The sequence below is a fragment of the Marinobacter sediminicola genome (assembly GCF_031157525.1).
Classification (GTDB): domain Bacteria; phylum Pseudomonadota; class Gammaproteobacteria; order Pseudomonadales; family Oleiphilaceae; genus Marinobacter; species Marinobacter sediminicola.
Genome location: NZ_JAVIXR010000003.1, coordinates 75,329 through 92,222, shown reverse-complemented (window position 1 = coordinate 92,222; position 16,894 = coordinate 75,329). Strand labels below are relative to the sequence as shown.

17 protein-coding genes are annotated in these 16,894 nt (G+C 53.3%); 13 read left to right on the top strand and 4 right to left on the bottom strand.

What is annotated here, in order from left to right; translation table 11 throughout:
* Positions 1-15 precede the first annotated feature (15 nt).
* On the bottom strand, positions 16-699 hold the full coding sequence (locus RG807_RS05395; RefSeq protein WP_309043982.1) for a type 1 glutamine amidotransferase domain-containing protein: 684 nt from the start codon (positions 697-699) through the stop codon (positions 16-18).
* Between the two features lie 207 nt (positions 700-906).
* Between RG807_RS05395 and RG807_RS05390 the strand changes: the two genes are divergently transcribed.
* From RG807_RS05390 to RG807_RS05380, 3 genes are read left to right on the top strand one after another with little or no spacing between them, the layout of a single operon-like run.
* The gene (locus RG807_RS05390) at positions 907-1,659 is read left to right on the top strand and encodes a substrate-binding periplasmic protein (protein WP_309043981.1); all 753 of its coding nucleotides are present in this window, start codon (positions 907-909) and stop codon (positions 1,657-1,659) included.
* A 53-nt stretch (positions 1,660-1,712) separates the two neighbouring features.
* The gene (locus tag RG807_RS05385) at positions 1,713-2,564 is read left to right on the top strand and encodes a substrate-binding periplasmic protein (protein WP_309043980.1); all 852 of its coding nucleotides are present in this window, start codon (positions 1,713-1,715) and stop codon (positions 2,562-2,564) included.
* Between the two features lie 45 nt (positions 2,565-2,609).
* Positions 2,610-3,035, top strand: coding sequence for a hotdog fold thioesterase (locus tag RG807_RS05380; RefSeq protein WP_309043979.1), 426 nt, complete (start codon positions 2,610-2,612; stop codon positions 3,033-3,035).
* An 8-nt stretch (positions 3,036-3,043) separates the two neighbouring features.
* Here the strand turns inward: RG807_RS05380 and RG807_RS05375 are convergent, their stop codons facing one another.
* Positions 3,044-4,024 carry a sensor domain-containing diguanylate cyclase gene (locus RG807_RS05375; protein WP_309043978.1) on the bottom strand — a complete coding sequence of 327 codons (981 nt, stop codon included), beginning with the start codon at positions 4,022-4,024 and terminating at the stop codon, positions 3,044-3,046.
* 42 nt (positions 4,025-4,066) lie between these two features.
* Entirely contained in the window at positions 4,067-4,447 is a 381-nt protein-coding gene (locus RG807_RS05370) for a rhodanese-like domain-containing protein (protein WP_309043977.1), read from the bottom strand.
* A 113-nt stretch (positions 4,448-4,560) separates the two neighbouring features.
* Between RG807_RS05370 and rarD the strand changes: the two genes are divergently transcribed.
* Positions 4,561-5,451, top strand: coding sequence for an EamA family transporter RarD (rarD, locus tag RG807_RS05365; RefSeq protein WP_309043976.1), 891 nt, complete (start codon positions 4,561-4,563; stop codon positions 5,449-5,451).
* A 3-nt stretch (positions 5,452-5,454) separates the two neighbouring features.
* Here rarD and RG807_RS05360 read toward each other — a convergent pair whose 3' ends face one another.
* The gene (locus RG807_RS05360) at positions 5,455-6,336 is read right to left on the bottom strand and encodes a LysR family transcriptional regulator (RefSeq protein WP_309043975.1); all 882 of its coding nucleotides are present in this window, start codon (positions 6,334-6,336) and stop codon (positions 5,455-5,457) included.
* Between the two features lie 95 nt (positions 6,337-6,431).
* Between RG807_RS05360 and RG807_RS05355 the strand changes: the two genes are divergently transcribed.
* The 9 genes from RG807_RS05355 (at position 6,432) to RG807_RS05315 (ending at position 16,882) form a co-directional block, all read left to right on the top strand.
* Positions 6,432-7,301, top strand: coding sequence for a cation diffusion facilitator family transporter (locus tag RG807_RS05355; RefSeq protein WP_309043974.1), 870 nt, complete (start codon positions 6,432-6,434; stop codon positions 7,299-7,301).
* Positions 7,302-7,311: 10 nt separating this feature from the next.
* Positions 7,312-7,515: a DUF3565 domain-containing protein gene (locus RG807_RS05350; RefSeq protein ID WP_309043973.1), complete on the top strand. Its 204-nt coding sequence runs from the start codon at positions 7,312-7,314 to the stop codon at positions 7,513-7,515.
* Between the two features lie 84 nt (positions 7,516-7,599).
* Positions 7,600-9,276, top strand: coding sequence for a methyl-accepting chemotaxis protein (locus RG807_RS05345; RefSeq protein ID WP_309043972.1), 1,677 nt, complete (start codon positions 7,600-7,602; stop codon positions 9,274-9,276).
* A 175-nt stretch (positions 9,277-9,451) separates the two neighbouring features.
* Positions 9,452-10,498: a TRAP transporter substrate-binding protein gene (locus tag RG807_RS05340; RefSeq protein WP_435404659.1), complete on the top strand. Its 1,047-nt coding sequence runs from the start codon at positions 9,452-9,454 to the stop codon at positions 10,496-10,498.
* 174 nt (positions 10,499-10,672) lie between these two features.
* Positions 10,673-11,809 carry a spermidine/putrescine ABC transporter ATP-binding protein PotA gene (gene potA, locus RG807_RS05335; protein WP_309043971.1) on the top strand — a complete coding sequence of 379 codons (1,137 nt, stop codon included), beginning with the start codon at positions 10,673-10,675 and terminating at the stop codon, positions 11,807-11,809.
* A complete protein-coding gene (gene potB / locus RG807_RS05330; protein WP_309043970.1) occupies positions 11,793-12,653 on the top strand; it encodes a spermidine/putrescine ABC transporter permease PotB in 861 nt (286 codons plus the stop codon). Before potA ends, potB begins: the two co-directional genes overlap by 17 nt.
* Positions 12,653-13,420: a spermidine/putrescine ABC transporter permease PotC gene (gene potC / locus RG807_RS05325; RefSeq protein WP_309043969.1), complete on the top strand. Its 768-nt coding sequence runs from the start codon at positions 12,653-12,655 to the stop codon at positions 13,418-13,420. The genes potB and potC overlap by 1 nt, the downstream gene beginning before the upstream one ends.
* Positions 13,417-14,457: an extracellular solute-binding protein gene (locus RG807_RS05320; RefSeq protein ID WP_309043968.1), complete on the top strand. Its 1,041-nt coding sequence runs from the start codon at positions 13,417-13,419 to the stop codon at positions 14,455-14,457. Before potC ends, RG807_RS05320 begins: the two co-directional genes overlap by 4 nt.
* 148 nt (positions 14,458-14,605) lie before the next feature.
* Entirely contained in the window at positions 14,606-16,882 is a 2,277-nt protein-coding gene (locus RG807_RS05315) for a GGDEF domain-containing protein (protein WP_309043967.1), read from the top strand.
* The last annotated feature ends 12 nt before the right edge of the window (positions 16,883-16,894 follow it).

The window sequence follows — 16,894 nt, the reverse complement described above, 5'->3', positions numbered from 1 at the left end:
CGGGCGTTACCGGATTCAGTTTTGTTGAAGCGTTTGCACCATCGCCTTGGCAGCGCCTTCAGACGACGCCGGGTTCTGGCCGGTGATCAACTTGCCATCCACAACGATGTGCGGAGCCCAGTCGTCGCCTTTGGAGTAGGTTCCGGCATTTTCTTTCAGCATATCCTCCAGCAGGAAAGGCACGGTGGTTGCCAGGCCGACCGCCTCTTCTTCACTGTTGCTGAAGCCGGTCACCTGCTTGCCGCCAACCAGATTCTGGCCTGGCTTGATTTCCACATGTTTGAACACCGCTGGTGCATGGCATACGGCACCGATTACTTTGTCCTGTTCGTAGGCGGTCTTGATCAGGGCAATGGAGGTTTTGTCGTTCACCAGATCCCACAGCGGGCCGTGACCACCCGGGTAAAAGACGGCGTCAAATTCGTTCATGTCCACGTTGCTCAGCACTTTTGTGCTGGCGAGAGCTTCCTTGGCATGGGCATCTTTCTGGAATCGGTGGGTGGATTCGGTCAGAGCGTCATCGGCTTCACTATTAGGGTCAACCGGTGGCTTGCCGCCTTTTGGTGATGCGATGGTGATGTCAGCGCCAGCATCGCGGAATACGTAATAAGGTGCGGTGAATTCTTCCAGCCAAAAGCCGGTTTTATGCCCGGTGTCGCCCATTTGGCTGTGTGACGTAAGTACCATAAGGATCTTCATAGTGCCTTTCCTTTCTGTCGTGAAGTGAGAGTCACCTGTTTTTACCAGACTTGTTACTGTGTCTTGTGTTACTTGGCTGTTAATTCAACCGCAGTGACCTAGGCCTTTTTACGCAACCAGGCCCTGTGCAGATCTGAGAGCGTCTATACTCTGTATACATTTTACTGCCAGTTGTGATTTGCAAAGGTGTTCAGGAGACAACAAACAATGCGATTACTGATTGTTGCTTTGCTGGCAGCAATAACGTTTTCTGCCGCAGCACAACAAGGTACCGAGACCGTTCGTGCCCTGACGGTTTCGGTGGGTGCAAATCACGCGCCGCCATACCGGATTATACAGGGCGGCGAGCCCTCAGGCCTTTACGTCGAGATTTTCAAGGAAATCACGGATCGGCTCGGCTGGAAAACGCACTATCGGGAAGTGCCCTTTCGCAGAGTGCTGAATCTGTTACAGAAGGGCGAGGTGGACGTTATGTTGGGCGCTCGGGAAACCTCGGAAAGGGAGGCCTATATGACCTTCGTTGTTCCGGCGTTTCCAGCGGATCGTCGACTGTTTCTGTATTTTGACGATGCCAACCGAATTGAGCGTTATTCGGACCTCTATGGCAAAACAATCGGAGTTCTTGAAGGCTCTACTTACTTTCGGAAATTTGATAACGATAGGCAGTTGCGCAAAGAGCCCGCGCCCCGCTATGAAAATTTGATGTTGATGATGGAAAAAGGTCGGGTAGATGTTGTTGTGGTGCCCGAGCTCATTGGCATCTATACACTTCGCGAGCTGGGTATGCCGGTGAAGATATCGCCTTTTTTTGTGCCAGGAGAGCGATCATGGATTGCAGTTGCCAAAGCGTCGCCGGTGTTGGAATATGAGGACGACATAAGGGCAGCGTTTAAACTGATTGAGGCCGAGGGCATCTATGAAGATCTGGTACTAAAGTATTTGGATCAGTACGCTCAGTAAGATGAGAATGCCCTCCATAATAATACTATGGTCTGGCCAGTTCAGGTGGCTTGATGCCCGGGAGCAGGATGGTCATTTACGTGTTAGCCCTTAAAAAGAAGACGCTTTCCGCCTCTGCCAGAATTGTTACTTTTCTGCTGACTCTCATGCTTGTTTGTGTGGCCAACGCAGCGCAAAAGCCCACCTGCAAAACCTTGACTGCCAGCGGCAACCCGGAGTATCCACCACTTCTATGGGAGGACCCAGGAGCACCGGAGCACCTCACGGGAGCAGCCACGGCGTTGCTGGAAGAAATACTTGAATCCCTTGGGGTAAAACTTGAAGTTCAGAACCTCGGGTCCTGGGCACGGGTTCAGCGCCTTGCCAAGATTGGTGAGCTGGATATGGTTGCCGGCGCGTTTATTACATCTGAACGCATCCAGTATATGGACTATCTGCTACCGCCCTTTACCAACCTTGCTGCGTCCATTTGGGTGCCCAAGGACAAGGTTTTCGAGTATCGCCACTGGCCAGACTTGCAGGGCAGGCGTGGAAGCACGCTGATCAACAACAGCTTCGGCCAGGGTTTCGACCGCTATGCAGAAGACAACTTGCAGATTGTTGGTGTACGAACCATAGAGCAGTCTTTTGAAATGGCAATTGCCGGGCGCATAGATTACGTTTTGTACGAGCGATTACAGGGGCAGGTGAAGCTGCAACGCTTGGGACTGGCGGATGAGTTTGTAGCTCTGGATGTACCTGTCAGTACCGAGGGGCTTTTCTTTACGTTTTCCAAGAATTCAAGCTGCAATACGTTTGAACTCCGTGAGCGCATTGCCGATCGACTGTATACACTGGTTAACGCAGGCCGCCTGGACGAACTTGTCAGCGAATATACTGCCCGTTACATGTCCCTTAAGCCTTAGCGCCCACCGGACAACTCATTCAACCCGTAAGAGAGTTTTATCAGTATGGCAATCTGGACCCGTACACCGGATCTTGAGCACATGGCCAAGGCCAGCATGAACACCGCAGTCAGTCACATGGGTATTGAATACATCGAAGTTGGTGATGACTATGTCACAGGCCGGATACCGGTGGATGAGCGCACGGTTCAGCCGTTTGGCATTTTGCATGGTGGTTCATCGGTGGTTTTGGCGGAAACGCTGGGGAGCATGGCGGCAAATTGCTGCTTGAAAGATCCCGGCACCGTGGCAGTGGGGCTGGAAATCAATGCCAATCACATACGTCCTGCTACCAAGGGCTGGGTGTACGGAACGGCCAGGGCGCTTCATATTGGCAGCACAACCCAGGTATGGGAGATTCGCATGTCGAACGAAGAGGGCAAAACCACCTGTATCTCGCGCCTGACTATGGCAGTGACCAAGCGCCCGTAATCAGCCGTTTAGAGCCGCGGGAGTACGCTGACCTTGTCCCGGCCCTTGGCCTTGGACAGGTACATGGCTTCATCGGCGCGTGAAAGCAGTGATTCAAGGCGGCCGTCATCATTAGACAGCATGGCGATACCGAAGCTGGCGGTTGGCCTTAACTCTGCGTGTTTGTACTGAACCCGGAGCGCTTGAAGTGCTTGGCGTAACAGTTCCGCCAGCTCCAGGGCTTGATCCTGATGGGTGTCAGGCAATAGCAGTGCAAACTCTTCGCCGCCGATCCGTGCGGTTACGTCAGATGCTCGCCCTCTGGTCCGTAGCAGATTTCCGATCTCTCTGAGAACCTCGTCTCCCGCCTCGTGGCCATAGGTGTCGTTGATTTGTTTGAAGTGATCCAGATCGAACATAATAGCGGCGACAGGTGTCTGGCTTCGTTTTGCCTGTTTCAGGAGTTGTTCACCAAACTGGAAGAAAGCCCGCCGATTGTTCAGGAGCGTCAGTTCATCCTGTAGGGATGCTTTTTCTGCTGCCTGCTGGGCTTCCTGAAGTGCTACTTCCATGTGCTTTCGGTCGGTAATATCGGTGGCGATTTCCAAGCGAACCAGGCGCCCATCTGTCCACTCTATGGCTTGATCACGACACTGGTACCAGCGCTTGTCTACCCGGTTCTGGAATTCCCATACATGAATGCCTGTGGCGGCGCCCGAGCTGTCGATCAGAAGGTGGTTTGTGCAGAAACTGCATGGACCATCAGTATTTTGCAGCATTTGCCAGCATTTCTGCCCCTCGGAAAAGCTGCCTAGGATGTTGCGGCCATAAGCATTCATGTAGAGCAGCTCGTGAGTCTCGAAGTCTGCCACATAAACCAGAGCGTCAAGATTGTCGAGAATCGTCTGAAGCCCTGCTGGCGCAGTAGATTCTTCAGTAGCCAGAGACGTTGAATGATAGACATCAACATTTCTGGACGGGATGCGATCCCCGGCTTTATGGGTAGTCATCGGCGTCAGTTCGTGTAAGTTTGCGGCGCAGTATATCAGCGATCAATCAAAGGATGGCAATTCCCGCTTGGCAATCGGTTTTCCGGCTTCCTGCCAGGCATCAAACCCGCCTTCAATCGATTGCACGTGCAGATAGCCCATTTCCTTCAAGACCTTTGCACTCAGCGCTGATCGGCCTGAGGTTTTGCAATACAGAACAATTTTCATATCCCGGTTTGCCAGCGTCGGGTCATTACTGAATTTAAACTCCAGCATGCCCCGGGAAATGTTTGTGGCTTGTGGAATGTGGCTTTGCCGATACTCGTCGCCATCGCGAACGTCCAATAACAGATCTGCAGCTTGAATGGCGCGGTCAGCTTGATCGAGGGAAACTTCTTGAATTTGCTGTTTTGCTTCTGCAACAAAATCCTGGGCGGTTTTCATAACAGGTTCTCTCTACTATAAGGGTGTTTGGTCAGACTAAGACATATTACCAAGGTGCGTAACCCTTCAGGTGTGTTAAATTCACCAGCAAAGCATAGTGAGGAAGCTATTTAATGGCTCTGTCGGAAACCAGTAAAGGCGTTGCCTACGGTCTGTCTGCATACGTTATGTGGGGCTGCTTCCCGCTGTATTTTGCGCTGTTTGATGGGGTGCCAGCCTGGGAGGTAGTGATTCACCGGGTGCTTTGGTCCTGCGTGTTTCTGGCCGTGATTGTTACCTTTCTCAAACGCTGGTCACCTGTGAAATCCGCGCTGGCGCGCCCATCGAAGCTTGGCTACGTTCTTGGCTGCGCAGTGCTTATTGCAATTAACTGGGGTGTGTACATCTACGCTGTGGAAAGTAGGCAGGTGCTGCAGGCAAGTCTTGGGTACTTCCTTACGCCACTGGTAAACGTCGGGTTGGGGATGTTGGTGCTGAAAGAGAGCATTTCCCGGCTGCAGATAGTAGCGGTGGTGCTGGCAACTATTGCGATTCTGTATCAGTTGTTCCTGCTGGGCGTGGTGCCCTGGATCACACTGGTGCTGGCGTTCAGTTTTGGAACCTATGGCCTGCTCCGCAAACAGGTAGCCCTTGATGGGCTTTCTGGCCTGTTTGTGGAAACGCTTCTGCTGTTGCCAGTGGGCATTCTTGCCCTTGCGACACTCAGTTATGCCGGGGTTTCCCACTTCGGGGGCAGCACTGCAACCACGCTCTTGTTGCTCTCCAGCGGCATAGTTACGGCGGTTCCCCTGTTGGCCTTTGCAGGTGCCGCCAGAAGGTTAAGGCTTTCCACTGTTGGCTTTCTTATGTACATCAACCCGACCATCCAGTTTCTCATTGCGCTACTGGTATTCAGCGAACCTCTTAGCCCTGAAAAGCTGACGAGCTTTGTGATGATCTGGGTAGCTCTGGCAATGTACTCATGGTCTGCCTGGGCCGGGCGAAGCAGGCCGAAAGTGCAGTGAGCGCTATTCCATTGTTTCGAGGTACTGCTCAAGCTCTTCAGCCAGCCATCCCACAACGGCGCCGCCTTGTGCCTGTTCGGATTCCAGTGCGCTGAATGCTTTCCACCAACGTGCACTGCGATGGTGAACAACCTTGAGCTTTTCCTGTTTCAAGGCATTTGCAATCAGGGGCAGAGGGAGATCTGCCCACCCGGCACCATCGATTACCGCATCCCGGATTAGCTCGTACATGGTGAAAGCCAGGTAGTTGGCTGTTTCCGGAGACTCGGCCTCCAGCCGATCGTTTTCCATAAAGGCCAGTGTGACTTCGGTAAAGCTGATGAGGTCGTCCTGGGTTACGCGCTTCAGTTGGCTCAGTGGATGATCCGGTGCAGCTACCGTCAGCATGCGCACATCGGCAAGCTCCCGAAACCATTGATAGCCCTCACTCACCAGCGCAGGCATAAGCCCGTAGGCGACATCTACTGACTGGTTTTTGACCAGAGGTGGCAGTTCCCTGGGTGTGGCCAGATAGACCGAAAGGCTGGTCTGAGGAAAGCGGATCTTTAGCCGGCGCATAAGATCACGCCAAACCGGTTCTGGAATCGAATCGTCCCGAGCTATCCGTAAAACCGACTCGGCACCGCTGAGATGGTGCTGGCAGCGTGAAAAGATCTGCCCGGCCACCTGATCAAATCGGCGGCAATCGGTCACTATGGCCTGGCCGATGGTGGTCAGTTGCAACTGGTTGCCGCTGCGCTCAAATAATGCCACGCCGAGTTCGTCCTCCAACGCAGCGAGGGCGGTGCTCACAGTGGTGCGGCTTCGGCTGAGTTCCCGGGCGGCTGCGGCGATGGTGCCATTGCGAACCACGGCCAGAAAAACCTGTATTTGCGATGTTTTCAAAAGAAATCTCCCGTTCCGCCGGTTTTTCCGTCGGTGACCGACTCACACTGTCAGCTATGTGGCGATAATATGCTGGTAATTCACGGGAGATCAAAATGTTTAAGTTTATAGCGCGGGAAAACATGGCGCTGAGTTTGTCTGCGGTAGCTGCTGGTTTGTTTGCTCTGGCCGGTATTACCTGGGGTTTGTGGATTGATTCGCTGGTTATTCTGTTTGACGGCGCCTATTCACTGGTCAGCCTGTTGCTGTCGCTGCTGTCACTATACGCTGCGCGGATTATTCGCCGCCCGGCCAGTAAGGAATACCCGTTCGGCCGCGGAGCGGTTGAGCCTTTGGTGATTGCTATTAAAGGCTTGGTGATAACGCTGGTGTGTGTATTGTCTCTGGCCTCTGCCATTGCTGCGATGCTTGAAGGTGGTCGCGCGGTGAGTGCCGACAAAGCGCTGGTATTTGCTGGCGTGAGTGTTTTGGGGTGTGCCGCAGTGTGGGTGTACCTGAAGTGGGCCGAGCGTCGCCAGTCTTCGGGCTTGCTGGTTGCAGAGCAGGGTCAGTGGTTTATGGATTCTGTACTCAGCGCAGCCGTGCTGATGGGGTTTGGAATAGCCTGGTGGTTGGAGCAGAGCGCTTGGTCCGCATGGGCTGTGTATGCCGACCCGGTGATGATGATCGCTATTTCCGCCTATTTCATCATTGTGCCTGTGAAAATGACCGTTGGTGCCGTGCGTGAGTTGTTGCTGGCAGCGCCTCCGGCGGAATTTGCAGAAGAGGTTCATGAGGCCCTTAGCTCTGTGGGGCTTGATCCGGATCAGGTGAAAATGGCGAAAGTTGGCCCCAACCTGATGATGGAAATCAGTCTCCCTGCCAACTGGCCGGGGCGCACTGAGCGCTTGAAGCGGAGTCTGTTAAAACACCTGTCGGATCTTCCGGTGCGCCCGGCGATTTTTATCCGCAGCCTGGTCAGTTAACCTAGGCGGTATGAAACAACCGATAACCGCCTACCATAAAGATGAAGAAGACCATTGGGTCGCCCGGTTGGCTTGTGGCCATAATCAACATGTGCGCCACACTCCACCCTGGGTGAACCGGCCATGGGTAATTACGGAAGAGGGACGGGCGTCCATGCTGGGTTTTGAGCTCGACTGCCGTAAGTGTGACGAGGGAGCACCTGCAGATTTTTGATAAGCTCCCTATTAAGTCGTATTCAAGGTATCGAGGGTTTGGTCGATAATACACAAACCGACTTAATCATCAGGAACTGCCTCCATGAAGTTTTTGAACTCCCTACGCATTCGAACCCGCCTGCTTCTTGCAGTGCTAATACCTGTTTTGGCGACCGCTGTCACGGTTTCCTGGGTTGCTGTCAGTCAAATCCAAGCCGATGGAGATGCTGAGCTAAAGCGGCTTGAATCAAGCCTTATGGTGTCCCGAAAACAAGGCCTTAAGAACCTTGTTGATGCAGCGAAGGCTGTAGTGGAGGAGGCCAGAAGTAACCCCGAGCTGACAGAGCGCCAAGCTAAAAATACGGCGGCAGACAGGCTGCGGGCAGTCCGGTTTGAAAAAAATAACTATGTGTTTGCCTTCGACCGTTCAGGGCAAGCTGTCTCCTATTCACCTGATCCCTCTATCGAGGGTACACAAGCCGGCCCCGCGTTCGCCAGAGTGTTGTCGCAACTGTTCCGGGCGGTCGAATCCGATGGTTATTACTCATATAGCTGGTCGAATCCTGCCTCGGGTAATGAAGAGCCAAAAATTAGTTACGCTGCCGTCATACCCGAATGGGATTGGTTAATAGCAGCGGGTGTGTATGTAACCGATATAGAGAGGCAAATAGCTTCCACTCGCGTAGAGATTGAAGCAAGTATCGCCCGCACCATTTGGTTTGGCGTTTTGGTTACCCTTGCCGTAGTGGTCGTCTCGATATTGGTCGGCGTATTTGTTGGCCGCACGGTCACCCGCCCACTAAAGAACGTTAGCGACATGATGCAAGAAATTGCTGATGGTGAAGGCGATCTTCGCCAGCGTTTGCCTGATGCAGGCACGGATGAGCTCGCTGAATTGGGGCGTCGATTCAACGCGTTCGTAATCAAAATCCAGACAACGATTCAGGAAGTCGGCTCCACAACAGATCAGGTGGCTTCTGCCGCGGAAGAATTGAGCCGTGTGGCGAATGAAACGCGTGCGTCTGTGCAGGAGCAGGGCGCGGAAACAGACCAGATTGCGTCTGCGATTAACGAGATGGCTGCAACCATTCAGCAAATCGCTGGCAATGCCAACGAAGTTGAGAGTGCCGCATCTAATGCTGATCGTATGGCTCGCGATGGTGGTGAGACTATTACCAATGCCCAGGGTGCTGTGAATAAACTATCTGAAGAAATTCAGGAGAGTGCTCGAAGCATTAATGCCCTTGCTGAAAAATCGGACGATATTCAGCAGGTTCTGGACGTGATTCATGCCGTTACCGAGCAGACTAACCTGCTTGCACTGAACGCTGCCATAGAGGCGGCACGGGCTGGCGATCATGGCCGAGGGTTCTCTGTCGTTGCGGATGAAGTGCGACAGTTGGCGCGGCGCAGCGCAGAATCCGCAGATCAGATCCGGGGAATGATTGACGGCTTTGTGAGCGAGTCACGATCTGCTGTTGAGCGTATGAATCGATCCCGGGATTATTCATCCGATACGGTTGAACGTATCAATCATGCGACCGGCGCCCTCTCGACCATCGAGAAATCAGTGGGTCAGATTCACGATCAGGTTACCCAGATCGCCACGGCTGCAGAGCAGCAAAGCCAAGTGGCAGAGGAAATCAACCAGAATGTGGTGCGTATTGTAGAAGCAGCGCAGCGTAGTGATGCAGGCGTTACCCAGACTAATGAGGCCAGCAATGAGCTGGCTCGGTTGGGCGAGAATTTGCGGGATCTGGTGAGCCAGTTCAAGGTTTGATAAACGGCTTGACGGTGTTGAGAATACAGTGCGAGGTATGAAGCATTTTCCGGCAGGGTGGTTTTTAAGGCCACCCGTGGCGCGGAGTGTGTTCACGGGCTAGTATTGCAGGCGTTCAAACGATAACAACGCAACAAGGTAAATGGTGTTAACGATGATGACACGTCTGTTCAAGATGGTAGCGGTAACGCTGCTGCTTACGGTTAGCTCTTTTGGCATGGCTGCAGATAAATATACGCTACGACTTGCGCAAACCTGGGGCCCGAATTCTCCGATTCTTGGTGAAACCACCACAAATATGGCGAAAATGGCCGAAGAAATGTCCGGTGGCCGCTTGAGAATCCGCATAGATAGCGCCAACAAACACAAAGCACCCTTTGGTATTTTTGATCTGGTGCGCAATGGCCAATACGATATGGGCCACACTGCCTCTTATTACTATAAGGGCACCATTCCCAATGCCATGTACTTCACCACCGTGCCCTTTGGCATGATTGCGCCTGAAATGTACGCCTGGTTCTATCACGATCAGGGTATGGAGCTGATGCAGAAGGTTTACGAACCTTTCGGTCTGATGTCCTTTCCGGGCGGCAACACTGGTAACCAGATGGGCGGATGGTTCAACAAGGAAATCAATTCGGTAGCAGATCTCAAAGGCCTGAAAATGCGCACGCCCGGGTTTGCCGGCGAAGTGATGGCCGAGTTAGGCGTTGCTGTTACCAATTTGCCACCCGGTGAGCTTTACACTGCACTTGAGCGTGGCACAGTGGACGCTGTGGAATGGGTAGGTCCGGCTTTGGACTTCCCCATGGGCTTTCACCAGATTGCCAAATATTACTATTCTGGCTGGCAGGAGCCGGGCGCAGAAGTTCAGTTCCTCATCAACGATAAAACCTGGAATAAACTGCCGGAAGATCTGCAGGCAATCCTTCGCATCGCCATGCGCACAGCGGCTTACGACATGTATATTCAGACCACCCACGAAAGCGGTGTGGCCTGGGACCGCATGAAAGAAGACTACCCGAACGTGACCCACAAGACGTTCCCGCCGGAAGTCATCAACGCTATGCGTGATGCAACAAATAAGTTGTTGGCTGAGGCAGCTGAGAAGGATGATCTTGCAAAAGAGATCATAAATTCCCAGCGTGACTATCTGAAACAGGTTCGACAGTGGACCAATATTTCCGATAAAGCCTACCTGAACAGTATTGCCACCGACTGACTCCTCTACACTGCACCCTGACTACTGAGGTAGACAGGGTGCTCTCATTGCAGAACAATCCCCATGAATGCAGTGCGTAAATCCTGCACACTGCTTTTTATGTAGCCTCCTTTCTGGAAAAATACGCCGCAACAGGGGCTTTTTCAGAAGCTCTCTTATTTTTGGGCAGGGTTGATGACTAAAACACTCTTATCGCTAAGCGGTATCAGCAAGCAGTTTGATGGCAAGACCGTGCTGGATGAACTCAGCCTTACCATTGATGATGGCGAATTCATTACCCTTTTGGGGCCCTCCGGTTGTGGTAAAACCACCTTGTTACGCATGATGGCGGGTTTTGAACACCCGGATGAGGGTACTGTTACGCTGTCTGGTGTTGATATCACTCAGACTCCGCCGGAACACCGCCCGCTCAATACCGTCTTCCAGAACTATGCTTTGTTTCCGCACATGTCGGTTTTCGACAATGTGGCCTATGGCCTGAAAATGGAAAAACGGCCGAAAGCTGAAATAGCGGAGCGAGTTGAAGAGGCGCTGGCTATGGTTCAGTTGGAGGACTTTGTCAGGCGCAAGCCTCACCAGCTTTCCGGAGGCCAGCAGCAGCGGGTTGCGATTGCCCGGGCGGTGGTCAAACGGCCCAAGATGCTGCTGCTGGATGAGCCCCTGTCTGCACTGGACTACAAATTACGGCGCACCATGCAGGTGGAACTCAAACGTTTGCAGCGGGAGCTGGGCATAACCTTCGTGTTCGTCACCCACGATCAGGAAGAAGCGCTGTCCATGTCTGATCGAATTGTGGTGCTTAAAGACGGGCACATTCAGCAGCTAGGCACACCTCGCGAAGTCTATGAACGCCCCGCCAATGTGTTTACCGCGCGCTTTGTGGGCCAGACCAACTTTTTCCCTGGCCGTGTGACGAAAATCGAGGGTGAGCGCATCAGTGTGGATGTGTTTGGCCTGACCCGGGATCTGAACAAGCCTTCGTTCCGTGTTGCGATGAATCAGTCGCTGCACGTTTTGCTGCGCCCGGAAGATATTCGAGTGCTTGCACCGGATGATACAGACGGTGTGGCTGGCAAGATTGTAGAGCGTAACTACAAGGGCAGTACTCTGGATTCGGTGATTGAGCTGGAAGACGGCAGCCATGTGATGGCGAGCGAGTTCTTTGATGAGGACGACCCCACATTCGATTACAGCATTGGTGAGCGAGTGCGTGTTAGCTGGGTAGATGGCTGGGAATGGTTGTTGGCGGAAGAGGGCGACGAGCCGCTCACCGATGAGGAGGAGCTGGCAGCCGATGATGCGGAGCATTAAACAGCAGCCGTTCAGAGCGGCTGTACTGGTATTGGTGTGGGGTTGGCTGCTGTTCCTCGTACTCGCGCCCAATATATTGGTGGTGGGTGCCAGCGTGATGACGCGGAACCCCTCTACCTTTATCTCGCTGCCCTTGAACCTGGATGCATACCGGCAACTGTTTAATCCCCTGTATCTGGACGTGTTTCTTCATTCCTTATACATGGCAGCACTAACAACTCTGATTTGTTTGCTGATCGGTTACCCTTTTGCATGGGCCTTGTCGCGGGTGGAAAAGCGCCGGCAGATGCTACTGATATTCCTGTTGATTGTGCCCTTCTGGACAAACTCTCTGGTGCGCACCTACGCCCTGAAGCTAATCCTGGCGACCAACGGCCTTTTGAACAGCGCACTTATGTCTCTGGGTGTGATTGACGAACCGGCGCAGCTTTTATACACCGAAGGCGCCGTGATCGTCGGCCTGGTGTATTTGCTGCTGCCCTTTATGATCCTGCCCCTGTACTCGGTATTCGAAGATTTGCGGCAGGATGTCCTGCTCGCCTCCCACGATTTGGGTGCGGGTCGCTTTGCTACCTTTAAAAATGTCGTGGTGCCGCTGACGCTGCCGGGCGTGCTGGCGGGTGTGATGCTGGTATTGCTGCCAGCGATGGGCTTGTTCTTTGTGCCGGACATTCTGGGTGGTTCGCGCAACCTGCTGGTGGGCAACGTGATCAAAAACCAGTTTCTGGATGCCCGCAACTGGCCCTTTGGTGCCGCAGCCAGCATTGTGCTCACTCTTACCATGGCGTTGTTGATGTTTGCGCACCGCCTGAGTAAACGCCGCCTGGGCGAGGAGGGTGCCTGATGCGCTGGCTATCTCGTAGTTACCTCACCCTCGTGTACTTGCTGCTGTACGTGCCCATTGTGGTGCTGGTGGTGTTTTCCTTTAACGACTCCCGCACGGGTTACAATTGGGGCGGGTTGAGTCTGCGCTGGTACGATTCATTATTTAACAATCACGCCATGGTACAGGCCATGTGGAATTCGCTGTGGCTGGCACTTACCGCGGCTACGGTCTCCACCATCATTGGCGCGCTCACCGCACTGGCCCTGCATCGCTATCGCTTTCGTGGCAAAAGAGTTCTGAACGGCATGCTTTTTGTGGTGATGATGTCGCCTGAAATTGTGCTGGCCATTTCGTTACTTGGGCTGTTCCTGCTGCTGGGCCTGAAACTTGGCTACGTTTCATTGCTGCTTGCGCACGTGACATTCTGCCTGCCGTTTGTAGTGATTACCGTTATGGCACGGCTGAGTGGTTTTGATGAACGCTTACCAGAAGCAGCTAGAGATTTGGGCGCGAGCGACTTCACCATGACCCGCACCGTATTGCTTCCGGTTATCATGCCGGCCTTGATGGCAGGCTGGTTGCTCGGCTTTACGCTCTCCATGGACGATGTGGTGGTGAGCACCTTTGTGAGCGGCCCAAGTTACGAAATTCTGCCACTGCGCATCTACTCCATGGTGCGCGTAGGGCTTAAACCTGAAGTAAACGCACTTGGCACTCTGCTGCTAGTGTTCTCACTAGTGATGTTGATGTTGTCGCAACGGATTCTTTCAAGGAGCAAACAATGAAGAAACTCGCACTGGCCGGCATTCTGGCCCTTGGCCTGACTGGCTGCAGTTCCGATGACCCGCAGGTACTTAATCTGTACAACTGGTCTGAATACATGCCTCAGGAAGTGCTGACCCGCTTCGAAGATGAGACCGGCATCAAGGTGGTATACACCACCTACGACAGCAACGAGGCCATGTACGCCCGTTTGAAGTTGCTGGATGAGAGCGCCGCATACGACCTTGCCGTGCCTTCTACTTACTATGTCAGCAAAATGCGCAATGAAGGACTGCTGTTGCCAATTGATCAAAGCAAGATCAGTGGCTTTGATCAGCTTGATCCGGAGCTCACTGGCCTGGATATAGACCCGAGCAACCAGTACAGCGTGCCTTATCTCTGGGGCACTACCGGTATTGGCGTGGATACTGCTGATATTGCCGGCGACCCGGTGACCGCATGGGCAGACCTTTGGGACGAGCGCTTCAAAGGCAAGGTGAACCTTACGAACGACATGCGTGAAGTCTTTCATATGAGCCTGCGGGTACTGGGTTACCCCGGTAACAGTACCGATCCTCAGCAAATTGAGGAAGCCTATGAAAAGCTCACGGAACTCATGCCCTCCGTGCGTACGTTTAACTCGGATGCACCCCGCATGCCCTTCCTTGAAGGTGAAGCTGATGTGGGTATGATCTGGAACGGCGAAGCCGTTATGGGCAAGGAGAGTATGGAAGCACTGGAGTACGTGTATCCAGAAGAAGGCGTTATTGCCTGGCTCGACAGCTTCGTGATTCCAAAGAATGCCAAGAACCCGGAAGCGGCCCACGCGTTCATCAGCTTTGTGCTACAGCCGGAAATTGCGGCGTTGATCAGCGAAGATATTGGCTACGCCACGCCGGTGCTATCCGCCAGGGAGCTGTTGGACGATGAAGTCGCCGGAGATCGGGCCAGCTATCCAACGCCGGAAGACATGGTGAATGCCGAGTTTCAGACCGACATAGGGGATGAAGCCTTGCAGGTCTATGCCAAATACTGGGAAAAGTTGAAATCAGGGCTGTAAATCCCAGCTTCCGAGTGTGACATTGCAGGGCCAGTCCTTGGCCCTGCAATTCTTCTGACTAACACAAAATTTTGGTGTCTATTTTTTGTACATGTCGGGGCGCGGGTGCTCTATACTGTCCTTTATAGCCCCTATTGGCCGAATATCCGTGTCTACACCTGCACTCTTTCTCAAAATCCTCATTATCCTGTTCGGAGCCCTGTGCGGACTTGCGCCGGTTGCATCCTTGGCGGCACCACAGCCATTAACTGAAGGCTGGGAGTACCGTTGGGGCGACTTACCCTTCACTGTGGAAGGAGCACCTGACTGGGCCCTTGCACAGCAGCCAGAACAGTGGCACGCCATTGATTTTCCTTCTAACCCCTCAGGCCGGAATGGCCAGGACCAGGTGTGGTATCGGGTAACCCTGCCTGCGGGTGACTGGCAAGATCCCGTGCTCTATATCTTGAGCGTCGATTTGATTGTTCAGGTGTGGCTGGATGGTGAAAACATCTATCAATACGGCACCTTCGACAAGGATGGCCGGGGAAAATTCGAAGGCTGGCCCTGGCACAAAATCACCCTGCCAGAGGGTTACGAGAATAAAACGCTGTATTTCCGCGTGTTTTCTGATTACACGGATATCGGTCTTTGGGGTGAAGTGAGCCTCATGGATCACTCCGAGTTGATTCTGCATATCCTCAACAGCTCACTGGAGGCTCTACTTGTAGCAGGGTTCTCGCTGCTGGTGGCTGTGCTCGCACTGATACTTTCCCTGCTGCAGGGCGGCAGGAAAACCTTTACCAGCATTGCTCTTTTTTCGCTGGCTTCGTCAGTGATGCTCCTCTCCGAAAGCGCAGCCAGCCAGTTGCTTGTGCCCGATGCCTTGATGTGGGATTACCTGGCCGCCGGTAGCTACTTTCTGCTACCTGTTGGTCTTTGGCTTATGCTCGACCAATGGCTGGGTGACGCCCGCCCGCCGCGAGCCATTTCAGTGATCTGGAAGCTGCATCTTGTATACGCGCTAGGGGCGCTGAGCCTGGCGTTGACAGGTGTTATAGGCCTTTCGTTTACCTTCCCGCCCTTTGATGCTCTGTTTTTGTTGTCCCTCTTTTCGATGGCGCTGATAACCGCTCCCCGGATGCGCTTAATGACCACTGAGCAGCAAGTTCTTGTGCTGGCGTGTGGCGTGTTCGGTGCTTTGTTGGTTGCAGACATGGCGGTAGCCCATGGTTTTATGCCTTGGGTTCAGGTGCCCGTTGGCCTGGGTCTTCTCGTGCTTATATTGGCCGTTGTAATAATCTCGTTAAGACATTACGGGATGACCCAGCGAGCCCTGCAGGAGCTAACTGTCACACTTGAACACCAAGTGGCTGAGCGAACCGAAAAAACAGAGAAGCTTTTGCAGCGAGAGCAGACCAGGGCTGAGGTTCTGGCGTTTGAAAATCAGAAAAGCCGGGTATTTGCCGAGGTTGTTTCGGAACTGCAAGCATGCGTTAGCCTTGATCAGGCGTGTCAACGGCTCGCTGAGGATATGCCCAGTTTGTGCAGTCCTATCAAGGGCATGGTATACCGGAGAACGGCCTTTGGTGGGTATGAGCGCCTTGCGCTTTGGGGCTACGGAGATTCACTGCCTGATCTGCCTCCTGCTATTGAGACGCTCAGTCATATGCCGCCCCCGGTTCATCTTCTTGGCGGTTCCATCGAGGAGGCTGAGGCGGCTTGCAAGAACTGCCAGGGACTTGTGTGCTTCTCTATCAATGTGGAGTTTATGGGCCATGGGCCAGCGCCGGAATGCTTGTTGCTATTGGATGCTGACAGCATAAGCAGCTCTGGGAAAACTGAAGGTGGCGCCGCAAGGTTAATGGCTTCAATCAACCTGGCGGTTGAACGAATTGGGGTAACGCTTTCAGGCATTTCACTCAAGGAAGACCTGCGCCGCTTCTCTTATGAAGACGCCCTCACGGGGCTTAAGAATCGCCGCTATTTTGATCAGTTGTTTGAACACGAAGCTACCGTAGCCCTACGCAAAGAATTGCCACTGTCGCTGTTGCTGGTTGATATAGACCACTTTAAGCAGTTTAACGACACCCATGGGCACGAAGCAGGTGACGCCGCACTGAAAGCATTCGCTGCAATACTGGAATCGCGTTTTCGTGGCAGTGATGTTGTCTGCCGTTACGGTGGCGAAGAGTTTGTGGTGATTCTGCCCGCTTCGGATATAGCTGGAGCAAGAGAACGAGCTGAGCAACTGCGCGAAGCCGTGCGAAAAGAAACGGTGATATTTGAGGGCAAAGATCTCGGATCCCTGACCATATCCATTGGCGTTGCGTCATGGCCGGGCAGTACCAACAATCCCGAGAAGCTGTTGAAGCTGGCAGATGAGATGCTATACAAAGCTAAAGCTGGCGGGCGAAATAAGGTTGAGGCGTTCCCGGATATCTAGCCGACCGGCACA

Bases quoted from the DNA above. Each gene is read 5' to 3' on its own strand.
- RG807_RS05375 (WP_309043978.1), bottom strand. From the start codon at position 4,024: ATGACTACCCATAAAGCCGGGGATCGCATCCCGTCCAGAAATGTTGAT.
- potB (WP_309043970.1), top strand. From the start codon at position 11,793: ATGATGCGGAGCATTAAACAGCAGCCGTTCAGAGCGGCTGTACTGGTA.
- RG807_RS05385 (WP_309043980.1), top strand. From the start codon at position 1,713: ATGCCCGGGAGCAGGATGGTCATTTACGTGTTAGCCCTTAAAAAGAAG.
- RG807_RS05345 (WP_309043972.1), top strand. From the start codon at position 7,600: ATGAAGTTTTTGAACTCCCTACGCATTCGAACCCGCCTGCTTCTTGCA.
- potA (WP_309043971.1), top strand. From the start codon at position 10,673: ATGACTAAAACACTCTTATCGCTAAGCGGTATCAGCAAGCAGTTTGAT.
- RG807_RS05320 (WP_309043968.1), top strand. From the start codon at position 13,417: ATGAAGAAACTCGCACTGGCCGGCATTCTGGCCCTTGGCCTGACTGGC.
- RG807_RS05380 (WP_309043979.1), top strand. From the start codon at position 2,610: ATGGCAATCTGGACCCGTACACCGGATCTTGAGCACATGGCCAAGGCC.
- rarD (WP_309043976.1), top strand. From the start codon at position 4,561: ATGGCTCTGTCGGAAACCAGTAAAGGCGTTGCCTACGGTCTGTCTGCA.
- RG807_RS05390 (WP_309043981.1), top strand. From the start codon at position 907: ATGCGATTACTGATTGTTGCTTTGCTGGCAGCAATAACGTTTTCTGCC.
- RG807_RS05370 (WP_309043977.1), bottom strand. From the start codon at position 4,447: ATGAAAACCGCCCAGGATTTTGTTGCAGAAGCAAAACAGCAAATTCAA.
- RG807_RS05350 (WP_309043973.1), top strand. From the start codon at position 7,312: ATGAAACAACCGATAACCGCCTACCATAAAGATGAAGAAGACCATTGG.
- RG807_RS05355 (WP_309043974.1), top strand. From the start codon at position 6,432: ATGTTTAAGTTTATAGCGCGGGAAAACATGGCGCTGAGTTTGTCTGCG.
- RG807_RS05395 (WP_309043982.1), bottom strand. From the start codon at position 699: ATGAAGATCCTTATGGTACTTACGTCACACAGCCAAATGGGCGACACC.
- RG807_RS05340 (WP_435404659.1), top strand. From the start codon at position 9,452: ATGGTAGCGGTAACGCTGCTGCTTACGGTTAGCTCTTTTGGCATGGCT.
- potC (WP_309043969.1), top strand. From the start codon at position 12,653: ATGCGCTGGCTATCTCGTAGTTACCTCACCCTCGTGTACTTGCTGCTG.